The sequence below is a fragment of the Alistipes indistinctus YIT 12060 genome, from assembly GCF_025144995.1.
Taxonomy (GTDB): domain Bacteria; phylum Bacteroidota; class Bacteroidia; order Bacteroidales; family Rikenellaceae; genus Alistipes_A; species Alistipes_A indistinctus.
Map to the genome: position 1 here is coordinate 1,392,838 of NZ_CP102250.1, position 21,242 is coordinate 1,414,079.

Annotated in this window: 16 protein-coding genes; 4 read left to right on the plus strand and 12 right to left on the minus strand. The window is 54.3% G+C overall.

From position 1 onward, the window contains the following. Positions 1 to 268: 268 nt before the first annotated feature. Positions 269 to 2,413, minus strand: a complete 2,145-nt coding sequence (locus NQ495_RS05935; protein WP_009133869.1) for a hypothetical protein — start codon at positions 2,411 to 2,413, stop codon at positions 269 to 271. A 315-nt stretch (positions 2,414 to 2,728) separates the two neighbouring features. On the opposite strand from NQ495_RS05935, the gene NQ495_RS05940 reads away from it, so the two are divergent. From NQ495_RS05940 to NQ495_RS05955, 4 genes are all read left to right on the plus strand, one after another. After that, positions 2,729 to 3,904 carry a purple acid phosphatase family protein gene (locus NQ495_RS05940; RefSeq protein WP_009133868.1) on the plus strand — a complete coding sequence of 392 codons (1,176 nt, stop codon included), beginning with the start codon at positions 2,729 to 2,731 and terminating at the stop codon, positions 3,902 to 3,904. Between the two features lie 29 nt (positions 3,905 to 3,933). Then, entirely contained in the window at positions 3,934 to 6,135 is a 2,202-nt protein-coding gene (locus NQ495_RS05945) for an alpha-L-rhamnosidase-related protein (RefSeq protein WP_009133867.1), read from the plus strand. Positions 6,136 to 6,338: 203 nt separating this feature from the next. Continuing rightward, entirely contained in the window at positions 6,339 to 7,181 is an 843-nt protein-coding gene (locus NQ495_RS05950) for an alpha/beta hydrolase (protein WP_259801983.1), read from the plus strand. A 134-nt stretch (positions 7,182 to 7,315) separates the two neighbouring features. After that, complete coding sequence (locus NQ495_RS05955; RefSeq protein WP_009133865.1) at positions 7,316 to 9,544, plus strand: alpha-L-rhamnosidase-related protein; 2,229 nt, start codon at positions 7,316 to 7,318, stop codon at positions 9,542 to 9,544. Positions 9,545 to 9,786: 242 nt separating this feature from the next. Here NQ495_RS05955 and NQ495_RS05960 read toward each other — a convergent pair whose 3' ends face one another. From NQ495_RS05960 to nagA, 11 genes are all read right to left on the minus strand, one after another. After that, a complete protein-coding gene (locus NQ495_RS05960) occupies positions 9,787 to 11,073 on the minus strand; it encodes an acetylxylan esterase (protein WP_040294194.1) in 1,287 nt (428 codons plus the stop codon). Positions 11,074 to 11,396: 323 nt separating this feature from the next. Beyond that, on the minus strand, positions 11,397 to 11,816 hold the full coding sequence (locus NQ495_RS05965) for an ExbD/TolR family protein (protein ID WP_009133863.1): 420 nt from the start codon (positions 11,814 to 11,816) through the stop codon (positions 11,397 to 11,399). A 4-nt stretch (positions 11,817 to 11,820) separates the two neighbouring features. Further along, complete coding sequence (locus tag NQ495_RS05970; RefSeq protein WP_009133862.1) at positions 11,821 to 12,531, minus strand: MotA/TolQ/ExbB proton channel family protein; 711 nt, start codon at positions 12,529 to 12,531, stop codon at positions 11,821 to 11,823. Positions 12,532 to 12,649: 118 nt separating this feature from the next. Next, positions 12,650 to 13,828, minus strand: coding sequence for an AraC family transcriptional regulator (locus tag NQ495_RS05975; RefSeq protein ID WP_009133861.1), 1,179 nt, complete (start codon positions 13,826 to 13,828; stop codon positions 12,650 to 12,652). Positions 13,829 to 13,835: 7 nt separating this feature from the next. Beyond that, positions 13,836 to 15,122, minus strand: coding sequence for a Gfo/Idh/MocA family protein (locus NQ495_RS05980; RefSeq protein ID WP_009133860.1), 1,287 nt, complete (start codon positions 15,120 to 15,122; stop codon positions 13,836 to 13,838). An 83-nt stretch (positions 15,123 to 15,205) separates the two neighbouring features. Next, a complete protein-coding gene (locus tag NQ495_RS05985; RefSeq protein ID WP_050807971.1) occupies positions 15,206 to 16,072 on the minus strand; it encodes an FAD:protein FMN transferase in 867 nt (288 codons plus the stop codon). Between the two features lie 24 nt (positions 16,073 to 16,096). Next, entirely contained in the window at positions 16,097 to 16,369 is a 273-nt protein-coding gene (locus tag NQ495_RS05990; RefSeq protein WP_009133858.1) for a hypothetical protein, read from the minus strand. Beyond that, positions 16,366 to 17,952: a putative oxidoreductase C-terminal domain-containing protein gene (locus tag NQ495_RS05995; RefSeq protein WP_182654159.1), complete on the minus strand. Its 1,587-nt coding sequence runs from the start codon at positions 17,950 to 17,952 to the stop codon at positions 16,366 to 16,368. The genes NQ495_RS05990 and NQ495_RS05995 overlap by 4 nt, the downstream gene beginning before the upstream one ends. Before the next feature lie 123 nt (positions 17,953 to 18,075). Beyond that, positions 18,076 to 19,080 carry a Gfo/Idh/MocA family protein gene (locus NQ495_RS06000; RefSeq protein WP_009133856.1) on the minus strand — a complete coding sequence of 335 codons (1,005 nt, stop codon included), beginning with the start codon at positions 19,078 to 19,080 and terminating at the stop codon, positions 18,076 to 18,078. 191 nt (positions 19,081 to 19,271) lie between these two features. Then, positions 19,272 to 20,033: a glucosamine-6-phosphate deaminase gene (locus NQ495_RS06005; protein WP_198004408.1), complete on the minus strand. Its 762-nt coding sequence runs from the start codon at positions 20,031 to 20,033 to the stop codon at positions 19,272 to 19,274. Positions 20,034 to 20,041: 8 nt separating this feature from the next. Then, entirely contained in the window at positions 20,042 to 21,229 is a 1,188-nt protein-coding gene (gene nagA, locus NQ495_RS06010) for an N-acetylglucosamine-6-phosphate deacetylase (RefSeq protein ID WP_009133854.1), read from the minus strand. Positions 21,230 to 21,242: the final 13 nt, after the last annotated feature.

Here is a 21,242-nt window from a genome sequence, read left to right on the forward strand (position 1 = left end):
ATATATTTTTAAAAACCAATTTTCCGTTTCAAAGGAAGAACAGCAGAACGAGACGCAAGTCTCTGTTCTACCGTTTTTTCCTTCTACTAACCTAAAACTACTAACCTAAATGAACCTAAACTTCACCAGCAAAGATAAGCAGAAAAATTCGAATTATCCAAATTTTTTAAATAATTTTAATAATTCTTTAACATTGCCGATACCGGCGACCAGTAAAAATTACGGAACAACCGTTTGATTATCTAACGGGTTCATTTCGGAAAGTATTTTATTGCATCGGTACAAAATTTTCATATTTGACTACCCAAGTCCCGTCTTTCGGGAAACCCGGAGCCTCGCCTTGCGATCCGTCCCAGCCCTCGGCCATCATCGCGACTGCCGTCAGCAATCCGCCGTTCGAAGGGAAGTAAGGCCACGGACCGCCGGTAGCCAGGCCGTGTTCGTCGAACTGGAATTGTTTCGAAGAATGGAGCAGCATATCGAGCGCCAGCTCTGGATTGCCGCTGCGCGCGGCGCCCATCGCCATCATCGGGAAATCCCAACCCCAAATCTTATCGGACTGCCATTCGCGATTTACTTTGTCGAGCGTACGCCGGAACGTAGTGGTATCGACCCCGTCCCCGGGCAGCATCCCTAACACTCCGGTCAATGCCGGATGCTCGAACGTGTATTTCGTCCACATATCGGGGATTCCTTCGTACGTCACATAGACACTGTCCTGAACCGGCAGCGGGGCAAGCTTACCCAGCACATCGTCCCATTGCTGCTCGCGCGGCAGTCCCAACCGTTCACGCCACTGCTGCGCCGTCCGCAAACCGTAGCGCCAATACCCCAACTCGAAGATCGGATTGACCGTCTTCAATGCATCGGTATTCTCCGAAACGATCACCACCGGAGGCCCCAGCACATAACGGTCGCCCGCCGAATCGTAATGGGCATAATCGGCCATATACTGCGCCGAAGCGAAAACCACGTCTTTCCATTTGTCCAGCGTCTCCTGAGTCGGGTGCAGCCGGTAATCCATCTCTGCGAAATAGATCGGGTGCGGTTGCTGCCAGATCAGGTAAGCGTGCGCACCACAGGGCCACTCGCGGTCGAAATCGGCCGTACACTTGGGCCATTTAGCACCACCGCGTCCCATGCCCTCGGCCCGCTGGATCGATGTAGGCAGGAAATCGGGAAATACGTGCAAGCTCTTATCGAACAGGTTCCAGCGGTTCCACAACCCGTAGTGCACGCCGTGCCACCAGATCATTTCGAAATGGAAACGTCCGTACCAGCCGTTATTGACCAGTCCGCTCTCCTGGGGAGGCAGTACACCTGCTTCGTTCACACGCATCACGTATTGCGAAAGCACGATACGGCGTTCCAACTCTTTCCAGCGGGGATCCGTACTTCCCGACAGGTCGATCGCTGCTCCCGACTTCCAAAAAGCTTCCCAGGCTTTGGTGCTGGCCTTATCGACCTGGTTGGCTGTCGGAAGCTTATCCGCGGCCATTTTTTCCGGTGAGAACGCACAGGTAAACGATAATTTGTCACCGCCGGTCGGCTGTAAAAGGAAACGGTGCGGCGAGCCGGAAGGCGTATCCTGTCCGAAAGTGGCGGGAGTCGTCCAGCGAAGCGCCGTGTAATACTCGGTACTATCCATCGTGCGGACGATCTCGGCGCTCTGTTTGCCTTCGGCTTCGAGAACCGAGCGGTGCTTGTCATAAGCGTGGTAATCGCCCAGATAGGTCTGAAACTGTTTGGTATGCGGATATGGAAAATCGAAAAAGACTCCGATACGCCCCTGCTTCACCAGCGGGGATTTTACGGTCACACCGATAGCATCCTGGTCGGGAGCACAAGCGGTGGTCACTTCGACCTTTTCACCGTCGAGTTTGAAAGAGCTGTAGATAATCCCTTTCCACAGGTCGATCTCCTGATGCGTCTCGGTCAGGTCATCGGCCTTTACGGCAGAACCGTCGGCCTTGGTCATCTGTAGCCCGATACGCCCAAGATTAAAGCGGTGGGGATTTTCAGCCAGCCATTGTGAAATTTCCGGTTTTCCCGGATCGAACAGGTTATAAGGAATCTTTTTGCCGTAAGTATCGACCAGCACACCGGTATAATCTTCCACCTTCACCCCATCGGGCAGCGGGAAGCTGTGCCAGCTCCAGTTCGACATGGTGTTGAACGGCACGAAAGTTTGCAGGCCGGTCACATCGACCCCGAATGCGAAATCACCGTTACCGACCTGTGCAGGACTGACCCGGTTCGTCGAATCGGTCACGACCCGATGGCGCTCGACAACGGCACGCCGGTCGATTTTGCCGGACTCTCCCTTTCCGCAGGAGGCGGCCACCAGCGATACAGCGGCCAGCCACACCAAGTGCTTCCGGCCCGAAAATTTGAAATTAAAACTGCAAAACATAGAAAAAAGTTTACGATTGGGGGATAATAATACTAAAAAAAAGCGGTTCCCCAAAATCGGATACCCTATCGATCTGTGCATAAACGCCATACACTTCCCATATCTTTTTGCGATGAACCGAGATTAAATTTAGTTTAAGCCTATCGGCACCAAACCGGACAAACAGCTAAAAATAAACAGTTTGATCCAGAATAATCTCGCAAAACAAACGTACAAAACGACAAAATCACAAAAATCCGGGAATAAAACAGTATCTTTGGTATCGTTGAAAAAATTCATGCCAATCCAATACTTTACCCATTCATAGAAGAAACCATGATCAGAAAAGCTCTTTTGCTGTTATCCGGCCTTGTCATGTGGTTCGGCGCAGCAGCGCAATCCGACGACTTCAAAATCACCGGGGGTCCATACCTGCAAATGCTGGGGGAGCACGAAGTAACCATCGTCTGGGCCACCAATCGAGATGCCGTTTCGTGGGTCGAGATCGCCCCCGACAACGACGAACATTTCTATGCCACCGAAAGACCCAAATTTTTCCAGACCGATATGGGACGTAAGGTCGTCGGAACCTTGCACCGGGTACATGTAACGGGCCTTGAAAAAGGGACCACTTACCGGTATCGCATCTATTCGAAAGAGGTTACCGCACAGACCGACTATTATGTTCAGTACGGCAAGACGGCCGCCAGCAATGTTTACGATGTCAAACCATTTTACTTCACCACCTTCGATAACGACAAGAAATCGGTATCGTTTACCGTGGTCAACGACATACACGGCAACAACGCGATGCTCGCCGCATTGACCGACAATGTCCGCAAAGACAAAAACGACTTCGTGCTATTCAACGGCGACATGGTGACCACCTTCGCTTCCGGCCAGCAAATTTTCGACGGGTTCCTCACTACCGCCGTCAAAAGTTTTGCCTCGGAAATTCCTTTCTTCTACGCCCGTGGCAACCACGAGACCCGGGGCTTGTTCTTCGCCCACTATCGCGACTATTTTCCTTCTCCCACCGGACAGACCTACTATTCGTTCCAGGCAGGTCCGGTCTTCTTTATCGTACTGGACGGCGGTGAAGACAAGCCCGACAGCGACATAGAATACAACGGTCTGGGCGGTTTCGACACGTACCGGGCCCAAGAGGCCGAGTGGCTCAAAGAGACGCTCAACAGCGACGCCTGCAAAAATGCGGCTTACCGTGTCGTAGTCATCCACATTCCGCCCGGATACTCCGCCTGGTACGGACCGATCGAATCCAAACGGCTGTTCGTCCCGCTGCTCAACGAAGCGAAGATCGACCTGATGCTGTGCGGTCACCTGCACAAACACCTTTATGTTCCCGCCGGGGAGAACGGCTGTAATTTTCCGGTACTGATCAATTCCAACGTCGAAGGAGCCTATATTCATGCAGGCGAAAAGGAGATGGAGGTCACCGTCAAGGACAAAGATCACAAAGTGCTGCACAACTGGAAATATCCGCGCAAATAGACAATTAACCCGAACCTATCGTAAACCTTATGAAAAAACTCTCTTTCTTCCTGCTATTGTTGATCCTGGGCTCCGGATTACGGGCCGAAACCCCTTGGAAAGGCGTCTGGATCAGCCACGAGACGAACCAGAGTAATCCCAACAGCTGGTATATGTACCGCACCACCGCCGACGTGCAAGATGTTCCCCGACAGGCCATCGCCCGCATCGCAGCGGACAGCAAATACTGGCTCTGGATCAACGGCGAACCGGCCGTTTTCGAAGGCTCCCTGAAGCGGGGTCCCGCTCCCGGAGACTCCTATTACGATGAAATAGACATCGCGCCCTTCCTGAAAAAAGGAGAGAACACGATTGCCGCATTGGTATGGTACTTCGGACGGAACGGTTTCAGCCATTCGAGCAGCGGCCATGCGGGTTTCTTATTCGACTGCCAGGCTCCCGGCGTCAAAATCGTAAGCGACAACAGCTGGAAATGCGATACTTACCAGGCTTACAGCGACGATACAGGAGAGCCCCGCCCCAACTACCGGCTTTCCGAAGGCAACATCCGTTTCGACGCCCGCAAAGCGATCGACGGCTGGTATCTGCCCGGAGAAGACAAAGTCCGGACTTCGGCGATGATGGTCGGCGATCCGAACCGGCCGCCGTTCGGCAAACTGGTGAAGCGCCCCATTCCGCAATGGAAAAACCACGGACTGCAAGATTATGTCAAGGTGGAAACCGTCGGCGACACGCTGTACTGCAAACTACCCTACAACGCACAGATCACCCCGTGGCTGGAAGTAGTTTCCGCAACCGGCGGCGACACGATCCGCATCCAAACGGACAACTACTATACCGGCAACGGCAGTGCCCCTTCGGTACGTTCCGAATACATCACACGCCCCGGCAACCAGCAATACGAAAGTCTCGGGTGGATGAGCGGCCATATCGTCAAATATGCGATTCCCCAAGGCGTGGAGGTCAAAGCCGTGAAGTTCCGCGAAACGGGCTACGATACCGAATTTGCCGGAACATTCGCATGTGACGACCCGTTTATGAACGAACTCTGGAAGCGTGCAGCCCGTACGCTGTACGTGAACATGCGCGACAACTACTTCGATTGTCCCGAGCGTGAACGGGCGCAATGGTGGGGCGATGCCGTAAACGAACTGGGACAAGCGTTTTACGCCTTCGATCCCCAGGCCCAAAAACTGGCGCTCAAAGCCATTTACGAACTAATGAACTGGCAGCGCGGCGACGGCGTCATCTTCTCGCCTGTTCCGGCGGGCAACTGGACACGCGAACTCCCGCTGCAAATGCTCGCCTCGGTAGGCTGGTACGGATTCTATACCCAATATTATTACAGCGGGGACAGCAGCTTCGTCGCACCGGTCTACGACAGGCTGCACCGTTACCTGCACGATGTGTGGAAACTCGACGCAGACGGTCTCGTCATTACCCGTGGCAGCGACTGGAACTGGGCCGACTGGGGTCCCAACCAGGATTTCGGGGTCCTGACCAACTGTTGGTACTACCTCGCACTAAAAGCTGAGAAAGAGTTCGCCCTGATGCTCGGAAAAACGGACGATGCCGCACAAATTACAGCGATCATGCAGGGTATCGAGCAGAATTTCGACAAACGCTTCTGGACCGGCACGGCTTACCGCGATCCGGACTACACCAAACCGACGGACGACCGCGCCCAAGCCATGGCCGTACTCGCAGGCCTCGCTTCGCCGGACAAATATCCCGCACTGACTGCGATTTTACAGAAAGAGATGTCCGCCGGACCCTACATGGAAAAATATGTACTCGAAGCCCTGTTTGAAATGGATCGGCCTGAGCTGGCGCTCGAACGCATCCGCACGCGCTATGCGAACATGATGAACCACGATTACACGACACTGTTCGAAGTATGGGACTTCATGGCGACTCCGACCGACGCCAACTCGAATAACCATGCCTGGGCAGGCGGTCCGCTCACACTGCTGAGCCAAAAAGTTTGCGGCATCACCCCTACCTCGCCGGGCTTCAAAACCTTCCGCGTCGCCCCGCAACTGGGAGACCTGACCCGGGCTGAGGCAACCGTCGCGAGTGTCAACGGGGAAATCCGGGCCAGTGTAACCCGGAAAGGCAAAAACCTGACTATCACTGCCACCGTACCCGAAGGCACCACGGCTGAAGCGGTTTTCCCTTCCGGCAAGACGATTCCGTTGGCAGCCGGCACACACACAGTCAAAGGAAAGTAGCCCTCCTTACATCCTGACACAACGCCGCAATTGCAAATTGCGGCGTTGCCGTTTTCAGGCCAAAGTTCCGGACCAAAGCCTTCCGGAATCTCTTTGCAATCCGGGAAAAATTCTCTATTTTGGAGCAAATTTTATCGTTCCTGACCATGTTTTACAAAAATCCACACTTCCCGAAAACAATTTTCCTTATTCTCTGTTTAGTTTTGTGCAACACCGTATCAAAGGCCCAACACGCGCCGTTCGAGGTCACGTTATGGCCTTCCACTCCTCCCGGCAACAGCGGTCTGACCGGTCCGGAGACCATCGACGAGCACGGATTCGTCCACAACGTTACCCTCCCTTCGCTACTTGTCTATCCGGCCGCACAGGAAAAAAACACAGGAATGGCTGTCCTCATCGCACCCGGCGGCGGGTACAGTTTCCTGGCCATCAATCACGAAGGCAAAGAGATCGCACAATGGCTGGCCGGAAACGGCATCACCGGCGTAGTCCTCAAATACAGGATCCCCAACGGGCACCATGCCATTCCGCTCGCCGACGCCCAACAGGGCATGCGCCTGATCCGGGAAAATTCGGCTAAATGGAAAATCGACCCGAATTCGGTCGGAGTCATGGGCTCTTCGGCCGGCGGACACCTCGCATCCACACTGCTCACTCATTTCGATGCAGCAACACGTCCCGACTTCGGGGTTCTTTTCTATCCGGTAATTACCTTTGCCGACAGCCTGACACACCGCGGATCGGTCCGGGGATTGGCCGGCGAAAACCTCACGTCGCAACTCCGGAATTACTATTCCAATGAAAAGCAAGTGACTGCACAAACCCCGCCGGTACTGCTCCTGCAGTCGGACGACGACCGTACCGTCCCGTCCCAAAACAGCATTATGTTCTACGAAGCCCTTAAAAGCTGGCAAATCCCGGCCGCACTGTATACTTTTCCTTCGGGAGGTCACGGCTGGGGATTCCGTCCCTCTTTCCGGTTCCACGACCAGATGAAACAACTGCTGCTCGACTGGCTGCAGAACGACGCCGGGCAATCCCGCTAAAAGACCGCCGACCGCGCTCGGGCAGGATCTTCTCAGCGTAGTCTCCCCCAGGCTTATTCCTGGGTATTGCCCTTATGGATAAAATAGGCTCTTACGTTAAACCCCGACAAACATTCCAAATAAAATTCCATTGTATGAACCGACTAATCCGAACAGGCATCCTCGCAGCTTTAGGTGCCTTGGCCTGCATCCAGTTGTACGCCCAACCCGCATCGTTCCAACGCGCCGTACCGGTTTGGGTAAACGGCCAACAGAACACGCCAAACCTGACCGCCAGTTTCCGCGTCTGCATCCCTTGGAACGGCCAATCACAGACACAGCTGCGCCTGGCCGCGCACAGCGATTACCGGGCCTATGTAAACGGCGTTTTCCTGGGCCACGGCCCCTGCGTAGCCGGCAAAGGTTTTTACCGCATCGACGAATACGACCTGAACCCGTACCTGAAATCCGGCGACAACCTAATCGCCCTCGAGGTAGCGGGCTATAATATCCCGAACTTTTACATCATGAACGCACCGTCGTTCCTGCAGGCCGAGATCACTTCCGACGGGACAGTAGTAGCCGCCACGACATCCGGATCCTGGAGCAAAGAGGGCAAACCGTTCGAAGGGGCCGTGCTGGGACAGCGTTTAGAAGAGGCACCCAAATTCAGCTACCAACGCACTCATCGTGAGCTTTACAAACTCACCCCGGATTACAATTCCTGGCTGACCGATCCCGCATCGCCATTGTTCAAGCCGGCCGCTTTGGAGCAGACCGACCACAAGAACCTGATCGCCCGGCGGGTGAAATACCCTGATTACACGATCCGCCGCTACACGGAAAGCCTTCCGAACAATGTCTACAAATTCGAATGCAACTCCACAGGCTTTATCGGGGCTAAATTCGATGTCCGCACCCCTTCGAAAATCGTTTTCCTGTGGGATGAACTGCTGACCAACGGGGGAATCAAACGGCGCATGTCGTTCGACGGACGGATGGAGTACGAACTGGCACCGGGCACATACGAACTCGAATCGTTCGAACCCTACACGCTCCAATACCTGCAAGTAATCGTCGAAAAAGGCGATTGCAAGGTGAGCGATTTTTACATCCGCCAGTATGTGAATTCGGATGTTGCGCGCGCCTCGTTCTCGTGCGACAACGGAGGAATCAACAAAATTTACAAAGCGGCCGTGGAGACTTACAAGCAAAATGCCTTGGACATTTTCATGGACTGTCCGTCCCGAGAGCGAGCCGGATGGCTGTGCGATAGTTATTTCACGGCGCGAGTCGCTTTCGATCTTTCGGGCAACCACTTGATCGAAACCAATTTCCTCGAGAATTACCTGCTTCCGGAGAAATTCATGAACATCCCGCAGGGAATGCTCCCGATGTGCTATCCTTCGGATCACGTCAACGGCAATTTCATCCCCAACTGGGCCATGTGGTTCGTGATCGAACTGGAAGAGTACCTCGCACGCAGCAACGACCGGCAAATGATCAAAGCACTCGAACCGAAGGTAAACGCACTGCTCGACTATTTCGCCCGATACGAGAACGAGGACGAGCTGCTCGAGAACCTGGAAAAGTGGGTTTTCGTCGAATGGTCGAAAGCGAACGATTTCGTCCAGGATGTCAACTATCCCACCAACATGCTCTATGCAAGAATGCTGGAAGTAGCCGGAAAACTCTACAACCGTCCCGATCTGCAGCAAAAAGCACAGCGAATCCATGAGACGATCCGCAAACAGGCTTTCGACGGCACCTTCTTCATCGACAACGCGGTCCGGGTCGACGGCGATCTGGTCCCGCAGCCGAAAAACCGTACCGAAACCTGCCAATACTATGCATTCTTCCTCGGCACGGCCTCTCCGGAACGTTATCCGAAGCTGTGGAATATCCTTTGCTCCGACTTTGGCCCGCAACGCAAACAAACCGGGGCATATTCCGAAATTTATCCGGCGAATGCTTTCATCGGCACTTATCTACGGATGGAGATACTCTCCCGTTACGGCTTGGTAAAGCAATTGCTCAACGAATCGGTCGACCAATACCTCTACATGGCCGACCAGACCGGTACGCTGTGGGAAAACCTGACGCCCACGGCCAGCTGCAACCACGGTTTTGCAGCGCACATCGCGCATGTATTCTACCGCGACCTGCTGGGTCTGGCCAAAATCGATCCGATCCACAAACGCCTGAATATCGTATTCAATGATTCGGACCTGAAACAATGCAGCGGCACCGTACCCGTCGGCGACGAGGAGATCTCCCTCTCCTGGGAAAAGAAAGGGAAACGGCTCTATTACACGCTCGACACACCGGCCGGATACGAAATATCCATAGAAAACAAAACCGCACTCAAACCCATTGCACAGTGACAGGGAAATAATCCGTCCGAGTTCAGGCTCGGACAGATTGTCCAATGATTATTCCTGCAATCCCTACAAATAGGAGCTAATAACGAAAAACGGGCTGCATCGGATGCATGCAGCCCGTTTTATTATTCCCTGGCCAAAGGTGACCTTCGGCAAAACACCAGGACGACTTTACAGATACGACGTTAGCCGATATTTTTAACCGCAAATTTTATCCCGGATACAAAACGGTCACATTGCGAATATTACCGGATTCCGCAATGTTCCTTCAGCCATTTGTTACTGGCTTTAGCCTGTTCGGGATAGATCCAGTGGCCGGAATCGAGGTAGAGATGCAACTCCTTCGGTGCGGGAATAACATTGTACGCGGCATACATCGAGGTCGGCGGACATACCACGTCGTTATATCCCCACGTAAACCAGCCCGGCACTTTCACGCGCTTTGCAAAATTAACCACGTCATAGTAAGAGAGCGCCTCAACCTCTCCGGGTTTAGGCTGCTTTTCACGGAAATAGTGCGGCCATCCGCCGGCGCGGTGGTTCAGATAACCGGCAAAGTCACACAATGCCGGATGGTTGAGGGCCATAAACCGAATCCGGGGATCGAGCGCAGTCGTTACGATCGACAGTGCCCCTCCCTGGCTGCCTCCGGTTACACCTATGGTCTTACCGTCGAACTCGGGCAGCGAACAGAGAAAATCCACCGCACGGACACATCCGGTATAAACCCGCTTGTAATAGTGTTCATCCCGGTCATTCATGCTATAACGCCAATATCCGCTCAGCGCCGCACTGCCCAGATCGCGGTACACTCCGTCAGGCATATCCACAGGTACGCCGTGAATCCCGATCTGCAAAGTAATGATGCTGTCCCCGAGATTGAAACCCTGGCGTCCGCGGACACCGGCACCCGGCACCCACAGTACGGCAGGATATTTCCCTTCTTTCTTCGGCATCATCAGGATGCCATAGATCCGCGAACCGGGACGTTCGTTCTGAAAACTGACCTGATAAACATTCTGAGTCGGCGTGCAACGCTCCGGCAATAATGTCACAATCGGATCGAGCGGAGTTTTACGGGCCTGAGCGAGTGCATCGGTCCAAAAAGCGTCGAAATCGGCAGGTTCGGGCGATGTCGGACGGATCTGATCTTCGCTGAACGCCACCGTCGCCAAACCCTCGTAGGTATAACCGTCTTTTTTTGCCACCACGCGGCAACGTGCGAATCCCGGCTCGGTCATCTTCGCCTTCAGCGTCATTTTGCCGTCTTTGAGCACGACTCCTTCTTTCTTAACAGTAGGAAAAAATTCAGGCCCCACTTCGTAATCCACCGTTATCCCTTTAACAGGATTGGCCGCTTCAAGCACCTGTACCGTAAAAACGGCTTCATCGCCCACTTTATACTTCCAATCGGGGCGGTCGGGCGATACCACCACGTTAACCAGTTTCTGCGACGGCTGGGCAACTGCGGGAATATTGATTCCCAACGCACACACCAACAGACACAGCGAACACAACAACACTTTTTTCATATTCATTCGTAGGTTTTGATTCGATCTTACGAAGTTACAAAAAAGAGCATGTTATTCGTACACCTGATATCAAAAATCCGATTTTGACCTTTGGCTGGAGGGTTTATAAAATGGAGTGGAGGCAATCAACCAGGCTTTCACCTTATCACAAATCTCCTCCGACCAGCCGATCGAGTAAAAGCTGTGATTCGCGTCAGACACCACAACATATTTAATAAAGTCCCCTCACAGAAATTTTCGTATTCCAAATCCCGGAACTCTCATATTTACAACAATATTTTATTGTATTTATATTGCAATAAATATAAACGAAAGTCCTTCCGTTAAGTTTTATCCACGAAAAGCAGGGTTTTTACATGCAATTTATTACCGATATCGACCAGATCGATCACATCCTGAACATTCAGGGACTTATCGGCCTGCAACAGTACGACATATTCGACGGCCTTGCCGTCCGGGGTCGTGTTGTTTTTAAGAATCGCCGAAAGCCGGGATTCGATCTCTCCGAATCCGACCTTCTGGTCATCGATATAATATTGCCGGTCGCCGGTAACGACCAGCATGATGTTTTTCTTGACAGCTACCTGTTCCGCCGTGCTCGAATGCGGCAGCAGCACCTTCAATGCCATCGGCGTGACCATCGTGGAGATGATCAGGAAAAACAGCAGCAGGAAAAACATGATGTCGTTGAGCGAAGCGGTATACACCTCCGCAATACCCGTTTTGCGCCTCTCGATTTTCATCGCCTTACGAGCTATAACCGTTGAACACCCCCGAACGGCTGACCGACCGGATAGCCTTCAATCCCTCGTTCACCGTCACATCCATCTGCAACACGACCTTGTCGATCCTGCCGTTCAGCAATGAATAGCCGCTGTAGGCAATAATACCTACCAGCAGGCCGGTCCCCGAGCAGATCATCTTCTCATACAATCCGTTCGAAATGGTCGAGATGTCCAACTGGCCGGAAAGCGAAATATCGTAAAAGATACGGATCACCCCGAAAATCGTCCCGAGGAATCCCAGCATCGGTGCTACCGACGCGGTAATCGCCAGGTAATTCAACCCCTTTTCGAGCCGGGCAATCTGCATGCGGGACTCCACCTGCATCGATTCTTCCACATCCTGCATCGACCCGTTATCGTCTTTCAGACCCGCCGCAATCACGTTGAAAGCGGGATTGTTCCTTTCACCGGCAAATTTCACGGCCTTATCCGTATCTCCTTCGTAAATCAGGCGCAACAGATAGGCCAGCGCCCGGTTATCGCTCTTGTCCAGTTTCCGGAGAAAATGCCACTTGTCGGCAATGAGGAATATGGCGAGCCCCGCCAACAAGAAAATCGGGATCAGGATCACGCCGCCTTTGGCCATCAGGCTGAAATAGCTTTCGCCGTGTGCGGCGACAGGATCGGTCCCAACCGCTGGGGCAGCTTGCAACAACATGGAGAACAACCACATAATCAGTAAAATTTCATAAAGTTTTGCAAACAGGCAAATCCGGCACTGCAACTGAATGTCGACAAAGTTAACTGTGCAACGGTCATTTATAATGCCATAACCAAAACTTCACGATAATTTAAAATTGCGTAGTATCCCCCCGGCGGTGCACACCGTACTTTCGCCTGTAGGCGGAAGGGGTCATCTGCTTAAACTTGCAGAAGACCCGCGAAAGGTTCTTGCAGTCGTCGAAACCGCAGGAAAAGGCGATATCCTTCACGGCGCGGCGCGTCGAAATCAACTGCCGTGCGAAATGGTCGATCCGGTAACGCTGGATGAATTGATACAGGGTCAGACCGGTATTTTGCTTGAAACGTTTTTCGAGAATGCGCCGCGAGAGCGGAATCCGCTCCAACAGGTCGTTCACAGACAAACGCGTAGCATAATTCTGTTCGATATAAGCCACTGTTTGCAAGATATAGGGATCCTCGATCACATACTTCTGCGTGGATTGGCGTTCGACCACCTGCAATGCTCCGACCGAAATGTTATAAGGAGCTTCGATCCGCTTGCGGATCAATTGATGGAGCGTATGTCCCGCCATGTAGCCCCCGTTTTCGACATCGAGCATGATCGAAGAGAGTTGCGGGGAAGCGATATTGCACAGCAGTTCGTCGTTATCGACCCCGAGAATCGACACCTCTTCGGGAACCCGGATGCTGAAAATCTGGCAGGTTTCGGAGACCTGCAGCGCAAATTGGTCGTCACAGGCAAACAAACCCACCGGTTTCGGCAACGAAAGCAGCCACTGTCCCAATGACTCGAGATCATAATTCCACGCCTCGCGCATCGGCGAACTTTCGAGGAACTGATAGGCCCTGTAACCGCGCTGCTCCAGTTCGAGCCGGAACCCTTCGCCGCGCTCCCGCGCCCAGACCGTATCCGTAATTCCGTAATAGGCAAAATTATAGTAACCCTTACGCAGAAAGAAATCGGCGGCAATGCGTCCCGTCCCGATATAATCGCCCGTCAGGTTGCAAACGCCGGAGATACGGTCCTGGTAGTTTTGCACGATGATGGGAATCTTCAGGTCCCTCAGCAACTTGATATCCACATCCCCGAGTTGCGCGACGATTGCGTCTGCACCCCATTTTTTCGCCCACTCGACCACGCCTTTGTCGCCATGCAGCATCCGGTAGGAAAGCGGCATGCGGTAAAAAGTCCAACCCCCGACCTGCTGCGAATAGCGGACAATGCCCCGAAGCAGGTTACGGCCATAGCCGCTCGAAAAATCAGTAAGGACCAGGACCCGGATCATCGGCTATCTACAAATAAGGAATGACATACTCTTGGGGGAATTCGACGATCCGGTGCTCCTCCATGGCCTGCAGGCCGAGCAGGGCCAGTACGGCTGCATAATAAGACTCTTCGACAAGGTTCGGCGCCTGCTTGCCGGTAATGACCGAACGGCAGTAGGCCGCGATCATTTCTTCCGACCCGTCCCCCGAAGCGCCGACCATGCTCGCCCCGTTATGCACTGCCGCAGACGAAACGATCGGTTCACCCGGATCATTCGAGCCGAGTTCGGGTGCCCAACTCGTCCCCGCAAAAACGGAATTGTCGAACACTCCCTGCTCGATCTGACCGATCAGTTGGCGGATCCCTGTTTTCGGACGGGGCTCCTCGTGATAGAGGCGGTCGCGGGAGAGTTCGAGCGTTCCTTTCGAGCCGAGCACCTGCTCGTCCATCCCGTAACGTTTGTTCGCAATCACCGAATCGAAACTCATCTTCACCCCGTTGGGATAATGGTAAATGGTCGACACGCTGTCGTATACGTCGCGGCCGTCCTTCCAATAGACGATATCGCCGCTGCCGGTAATGTAATCGGGCAGCGAACGCAGAATCCACGTGCCGTTCTGCAAGTGGTGGCATCCCAACTCGGTCATCAATCCGCACGACGTGTCGCGGTAGAGCCGCCAGTTGATCAGCCGCTCGAACTCAGGAGACGGAACCGGACGCCGCCAGTCGTTATTGCGGAACCAGAAGTTACGCAGCGCGACGATCTGGCCGATCTCGCCCGAATTGATCAACTCCACGGCCCGGATATATTTTTTATCGAACAGGCGCTGCTGGCCGATATAGAGCACCTTACCGGTCTCCTTCCAAACATCGTACATCTGCTTGCATTCGTCGACCGTATAGGCCATCGCCTTTTCGCAGAAAACATGCTTGCCGGCGCGCAGTCCCGCAATCGACAGCGGAGCATGCGACGACAACGGCACCGCGATCACGAGGCCCTGTACATTCGTATCTTTGAGCAGTTCGTCGAAATCGGAATAGCATTTGGCACCGGGGCAGAGCGCCGCGGCTTCAGCCAGGTGGGGCGGATAGATATCGCACAGCGCGACGATCTCGGCTTCCGGCGTGTTCAGCAGGTTCTGTATATGGTATTGGCCGCGCGAACCGGTACCGACAATGGCCAACCGCGCCTTTTCACCCGCCACCTCGCGGCGCGCTTCGTCGCTGCACGACTGCAACCACGGAAACATCGCCAGCAGCACGCCGCTACCGCCGACCAGCCCCAACTCTTTGAGAAACCCTCTTCTGTCCATAAATTTTTCTGACTGAAAATCTGTTACAGGCCGCCTCCCGCGCTGTGCGGTCACGGCCGTCTATACTCCGAACGGTTCGCTTATCATGTAATTTCCGTTACGGTAACCGTACCGTCACGATCGCACCCGATCCGCACGGCACGGTAATCCGTGTAATTCTCCATAATACCGCTCCATTTCGTTTCGGGAGCCGCGAACAGGGCTGTCGAAAGCACCTCGGCCACCAACGGCGAACGCCCCTGCACAGCGACGAAACCATCCCGCGCTACATACCCCCCGCTTCCCGGGTCAATAATGTGCCGCGGATGCTCGGGCGTATGTCCCGATATGGAAAGCGCCCCGTCCCGCAACTTAAAGCCATACGCCTCTTCACCATCCCGGAACGGATTTGCCAACCCGACCGGCCAATGGTCTCCGAACGGATGCACCCCCAGGGCCAGGACCGAACTGTTCCCAAAATTGACCAAAGCCGATCCGACCGTCTCTTTGACCAACAATTGTTTGATCCGTTCCAACGCATACCCTTTCGCAAAACCGCCGAAATCCAACGTCACGCCTGTTCCGGTAAATCGCACAGCATGACGCGAAGGCTGTAACAGATACGCTTCGCCGAAGGGACGTTCCTCCGACTGCACGGCGATATCGAAGCTGCCGCAGGTAGAACGGTTGAACACACGACACATCTCCAAAGCCCCGTAAAGTTCGTCATCGACAGTCGTTTCCCCGCAGGCAGCACTTCGATTCATCCTGCTCACCCCGCTCTGCGGATCGAAACGGTTAAATTTCGACTCCAGCACACCGGCCCGCTCATAAATCCTTCGGATCAGCTCCTCGGCCGCAGGACGTGCGATTCCAGCGATTAAAACTTCACAGAGCGTATGCATGGCCCGGAACGATCCGTACGCCACAGGCATATCGCGATTGGCCGTACTATATTCGAATGTCAGCACCCTGCCGCTTCCCTGTTTACGCTGTTACCTGGTATGACTACCTGTCATTTTAGCCGACCTGCACTTGCGGCAAGCCAACCTCTTCACGCCCCACACGACCAACCGCACTCCGGCGACAACGACATAAAGCAGGACCGATAAAACAACGACATAGCCGATCTGTGTGAACAATTCGACCCAATGGGTCCCGAACCAAAGAATCGCTCCGGCATTGACCAGTATCGCGGCGACAAAGCACACCGCCCATATTTTCAACTCCCGGCGCTTGAAAGCTGCCGTAATAACCGTATCGTTCATCTTTTTTGTTGCGCCATCGCATGCGCTTTGGTAGTGATGTAATATTTTGCCAATATGGCATCCCGTTCCCATTGGGGCATTCCCTGAACCAGATAATCGGTATAACAACGGAATACCGAGGCAAAATGGGCCTCATGTCCCGGATCGCTTCCCGCAGGCACGACAATCCGCATCCGGGCTGCGGAAGGTTGCCCTGCCAGGACCCGGACAGGTCGCAAAGCCGCTTTCCCGGCCGTTTTCGCCTCTTTACTCGACACAGTTGCGGATACAGGTTCGAGTACTGCCGTCAATCCCGGGTATTGCTGCGCGAGCCGCGCCACCGCCGCGGCCAGGTTTCGTTCGAACACGGCAGCATCCACGCCCGGAGCAGGTTCGGCATAAAGCATGGGCTTGTAACCCTGTTCCGTGTCCTGCAGAATCGAAAGCGTCGCCTTGGTTCCCCGGATCACCGAACGGGCAATATCCCCGCTGCCGGGCGGATTCTCGAACTTCCATTGTACATCGATCGCCACATGCACGCCTTTGAGCGTATAGAGAATCGTACCGTTGGCTTCGACATCGAGTATCGAATCATGTACGGCACCCGACAAATAAGCGGGAAACTCCGCACAACCCGTCGAGCGGGCATATTGACTCCGCGTCACCGGTGTGGGATAGTGCGTTGCGGAGAGTACCTCCACATCGTTGCGGTAATCGACCGGCTCCCCGGGAAAACATTTCCATGCCGCCAGGTCGATCAAATGTGTCGTCACATCGGCAATCCCCTCTCCCTGCTGCGTGACATCGTAATACCAGGCCGGACGCGTCAGCGGCTTGCCGGCCACCTCCTTATAGAAAGAGTGTATACTGGTCACCTCGACGGCCGGTTGCTGCGGCGTCCCTTTCACTATGGTTCCGAACAGCGCCGAGTCCCGCATCAGTTCCCGCTGCAGGATATTGAGCAAATCGTACCGTTCGGTCATAATATCGTAAACGAGCACGCCTTTCCCGCCTGCTTCGGAGAACACCCGCTCGAGCCGTGCAAATCCGGCGCTATCGATCACCAGCGGTTTATCTGCGAATACATTCAGTCCGGCCCCGACCGATCGTTCGATATAATCGATCTTGCGGCCGTTGTTACCGGCCAACAGAACGACGTTACCGCGCTGCTCGGCCAGCATCTTTTCAAGGTAATCTGCCCCGATATAGGTCTTCTCCTGCCAGTGAGTCGGATCTTTCTCCCGAGCGTTGAACGTTTCGATCAGATCGAGATAACCCTGCACTTCATCGCCGGCAGGCGCATACACCCAGACCGTGCTGTCGATACGCGGATTCGGATATTTCTGCACCAAAGCGGCATGGAAATGGCCCGGATCGAGACAGATCAGGCGCACCTCGCCGTCGGCTCCCGTGAAAGAGGCGGCCAGATGCGGTGTGCGGCATCCCACGACAGATGCGGCCAAAAGTAACGGTATCAACAGACGGTTTTTCATCACTATAAAATCATCAATCGGTTCGGAATCGTATACCCGGCACTTCACACAAACCCGGATTCCCTGCCGGTTCGCATCGGCTATTCGGCTCAGGTGCTTCCCTGTTTTCAAATATACGACCGTTGTCCTCAACCGATTCCCGGAACATACCGCCCCGGGAATCATACAATCGTGTCAACCCAAGACACATAACGGGCCGGAACCGGCCGGAAGCGAAATCAAGGTACGAAAATTCTAATACTTCTTCAATATCTCCTGTGCTTCGCGGCTGGCTTTCTCGTAAACCTCGCTCATCATCACCGGCACGCCACCGCGTGCCTTACTCACCGAAGCAGCTTCCATAAAGGTGAAGATTTCGATCGTCTCCTGCGGGGTTACCGGCACGACACCCGTATCGAAAAATCCGATAATCCGCTGCAACAACGCTTCATAAGGGATTTCAGAACCCATCTGAAACGCACCTTCCTTGGTAAACACCGTGCCGCCGAAGACATATTTGGCCTTCACGTTCGCCCGGAACGTACCGATCCGGTCGCCTTCCCAGATACCGGTAGCTACTTCGGTTCCCGGAACGGAAGCGCAGCTAACCTCTTTACAACCGGTACCCATCACCGCATAAAGCGCTTCGACCGCATGGATACCGTACCAGGTAAAGTCACCGTGCGAAGGTTCCGAATTATCGGGACCATAGCTGTCGGCACCGATTACTTCGCCGTACTTGCCGTTATGAATCTCCTGCGTAGCGGCCGTATAACGCAACGAAGAGGAACTGAACAGCGGTACGTTGTATTTTTTAGACAGTTCGAAAATCGCGATAGCTTCATTCAGGTGCCCGGCGATCGGTTTGTCGATAAACATCGGCTTGCCGGCTTTCATCACCTGTGCCGCCTGTTCGAGGTGCATGTTGCCGTCGTTGGTCTCGAGCAGCACATAATCCACCTGCTTAAGCAAGTCGTCGATCGAACCGACGATCTCGACGCCGTATTTCTTTACGCTGTCGGTGTAAGCGGGAATCCGTTCATAGCTCGACGGAATCGTGTACGATCCGTGCGGGTAGGCGGCTACGACCCGGTATTCTCCCAGTCCGGCGTGGGGCCCCGACTTATCATTGAACGATTTGACAAAAGCAATGCTGTGCGAGGTATCGAGACCGATCATCCCGATTTTCTTGACCTTTGCGGTCAGGCCGGTAGCTACCACCAGCGCCAACAGCGTCAAAAACAAACTCTTCGTTTTCATATTCTTTCCGGTTTTAACAGTTTTAGTAGATACTATCCAAATCAGGCCGACCGTTCGGGTTAAAAGATCGGCCCATGAGCCGGTCCTTACAAGCCTTTATTTACAAAATCCGTCTCTGCTATCCGTTTCAGCGGTCACAACACACAGCTCGCGGCAAACACGCAGGCCTCCGGAGCACAGAGCCGGTAGAACTACAGCAAAGCCCCGCTGTCGGGATCGAGGTAAAGCTTCGCACCGGTTTTCGTTCGCAGAATCGAAGCCGGACAGGCCGTGGTAATTTCGCCATAGACCGTATCGTGCACGGCGCGCGCCTTCGTCTGCGCCGGAACGATACAATACATACCGGGCGCAGCAGTCAGTGCAGGAATCGTCAGTGTCAACGCGTGCGTAGGCACCTGCCCCAACGAAGCGAAACAACCGTCGTGCACCTGCTGGCGGCGGCACTTGTCGTCCAGGTCGACTACTTTGACGCGCACCGGATCGTCGAACCGGGCCACATGCGGGTCGTTAAAGGCGATATGCCCGTTCTCGCCGATGCCCAGACAGACGATATCGGCCGGATATTCGGCCAACAACGCCGAATATCGTGCACACTCCGCCTGGGGATCAGCCGCCTGTCCGTCGAGGTAGAAAACCTGCCCGAACGGCAAACGGCCAAACAGCCGCCCACGCAGGAAATTGCCGAATCCCTGCGGTGCATCGGCTGCCAACCCGATGTATTCGTCCATATGGAACCCGTTGACACGGCGCCAATCGATGCCCGGCGCAGCGATCAACGCTTCGAGGAACTCATTCTGCGACGGTGCGGCGGCAAAAATGATATTGACCGACTCTTTCTCCCGTTGCAGTCCGGCGATTTTCGCGGCCACCTCTTTTGCTGCCGCCTCGCCCATAGCCTTGCGCGAAGCGTACTGCTCGACGGCAAGTTCATCCTGTTTCAAAAACATATCCATAATCAATCCTAATGAATCGTCAGACATTTACCGCCGATAATAGTGGTTTTGACATTGATTCCCTCGTCGAAAATCACGATATCGGCATCCTTGCCCACGGCGAGCGAACCTTTACAATCGTCGACCTTCATAATCCGTGCGGGCGTCAGCGTCATCATCTTCACCGCATCCGCAAGCTGCACCCCGGCCAGTGAAACGATCGTCCGCACCAAACGGTCGGCCGTCGCCACGCTGCCGGCAAATGCCGACCGGTCGGGGAGCTTGGCCACCCCGTCCTCGATGATTACGCGCTGGCCATCCTTCAGGCTGCCGAGAATGGTCTCGCCTTCGGGCATGCCGGCACCGCGCATCGAATCGGTCACCAAAGCGATCTTATCGGGCCCCTTGAACTTGCATACGTATTTCAGCAGGCTGGCGGGAAGGTGCACTCCGTCGGCAATGATTTCGACGGTCATATCGTCCATCATATAGGCCGCCTCCAACGCTCCCGCATAACGGTAGGCATTGCGGCGCGTAATGGTGGACATACACGAATAGAGATGCGTGACATGCGTATAACCGGCATGCCGATAAGCCTCTTCGACCTGTTCGTAAATCGCATCGGTATGCCCGATCGAAGGCAGGATACCCCGCTCGGCAAGCCTCCGCCCGAACTCCAGCGCACCGTCCAGTTCGGGGGCAACGCTCCAGCGTACGATATCGTCCGATGCCGCAAGGATCGTTTCGTACTCCTCCGGCCGGGGATTGCGCAGATATTTCGGATCCTGCGCACCGCGCTGGTTGTAGGAGAAATAGGGGCCCTCGAGATGGAGCCCCAGAAAGGCGGCCCCGCTGCGGTTCTGCGCTTTGGCCTCTTTGTACGTGGCGAAAGTATTCAACAACTCTTCGTTGGTGCTGGTCAGCGTCGTCGGCAGCAGCGCCGTCGTCCCGTGCCTGGCATGCATCTGCGCAGCCCCCAGGTACGCTTCGACCGTACCGTCCATAAAATCGTGACCGCCGGCTCCGTGGGTATGGATGTCGATAAAGCCCGGCGAAACATAATTGCCCTGCGCATTGATAATCGTACCGGTCGCCTGGCCGTTGTAAGGCCCCTCCTTCACCGCAGTAATCTTTCCGTCGGCAAACTCGACGCAACCGTCGGCAAGCACACCCTCAGGCAGTACGATCCGGCCGTTTATAATGATCGTTTTGTTCATGTTTCAATACTGT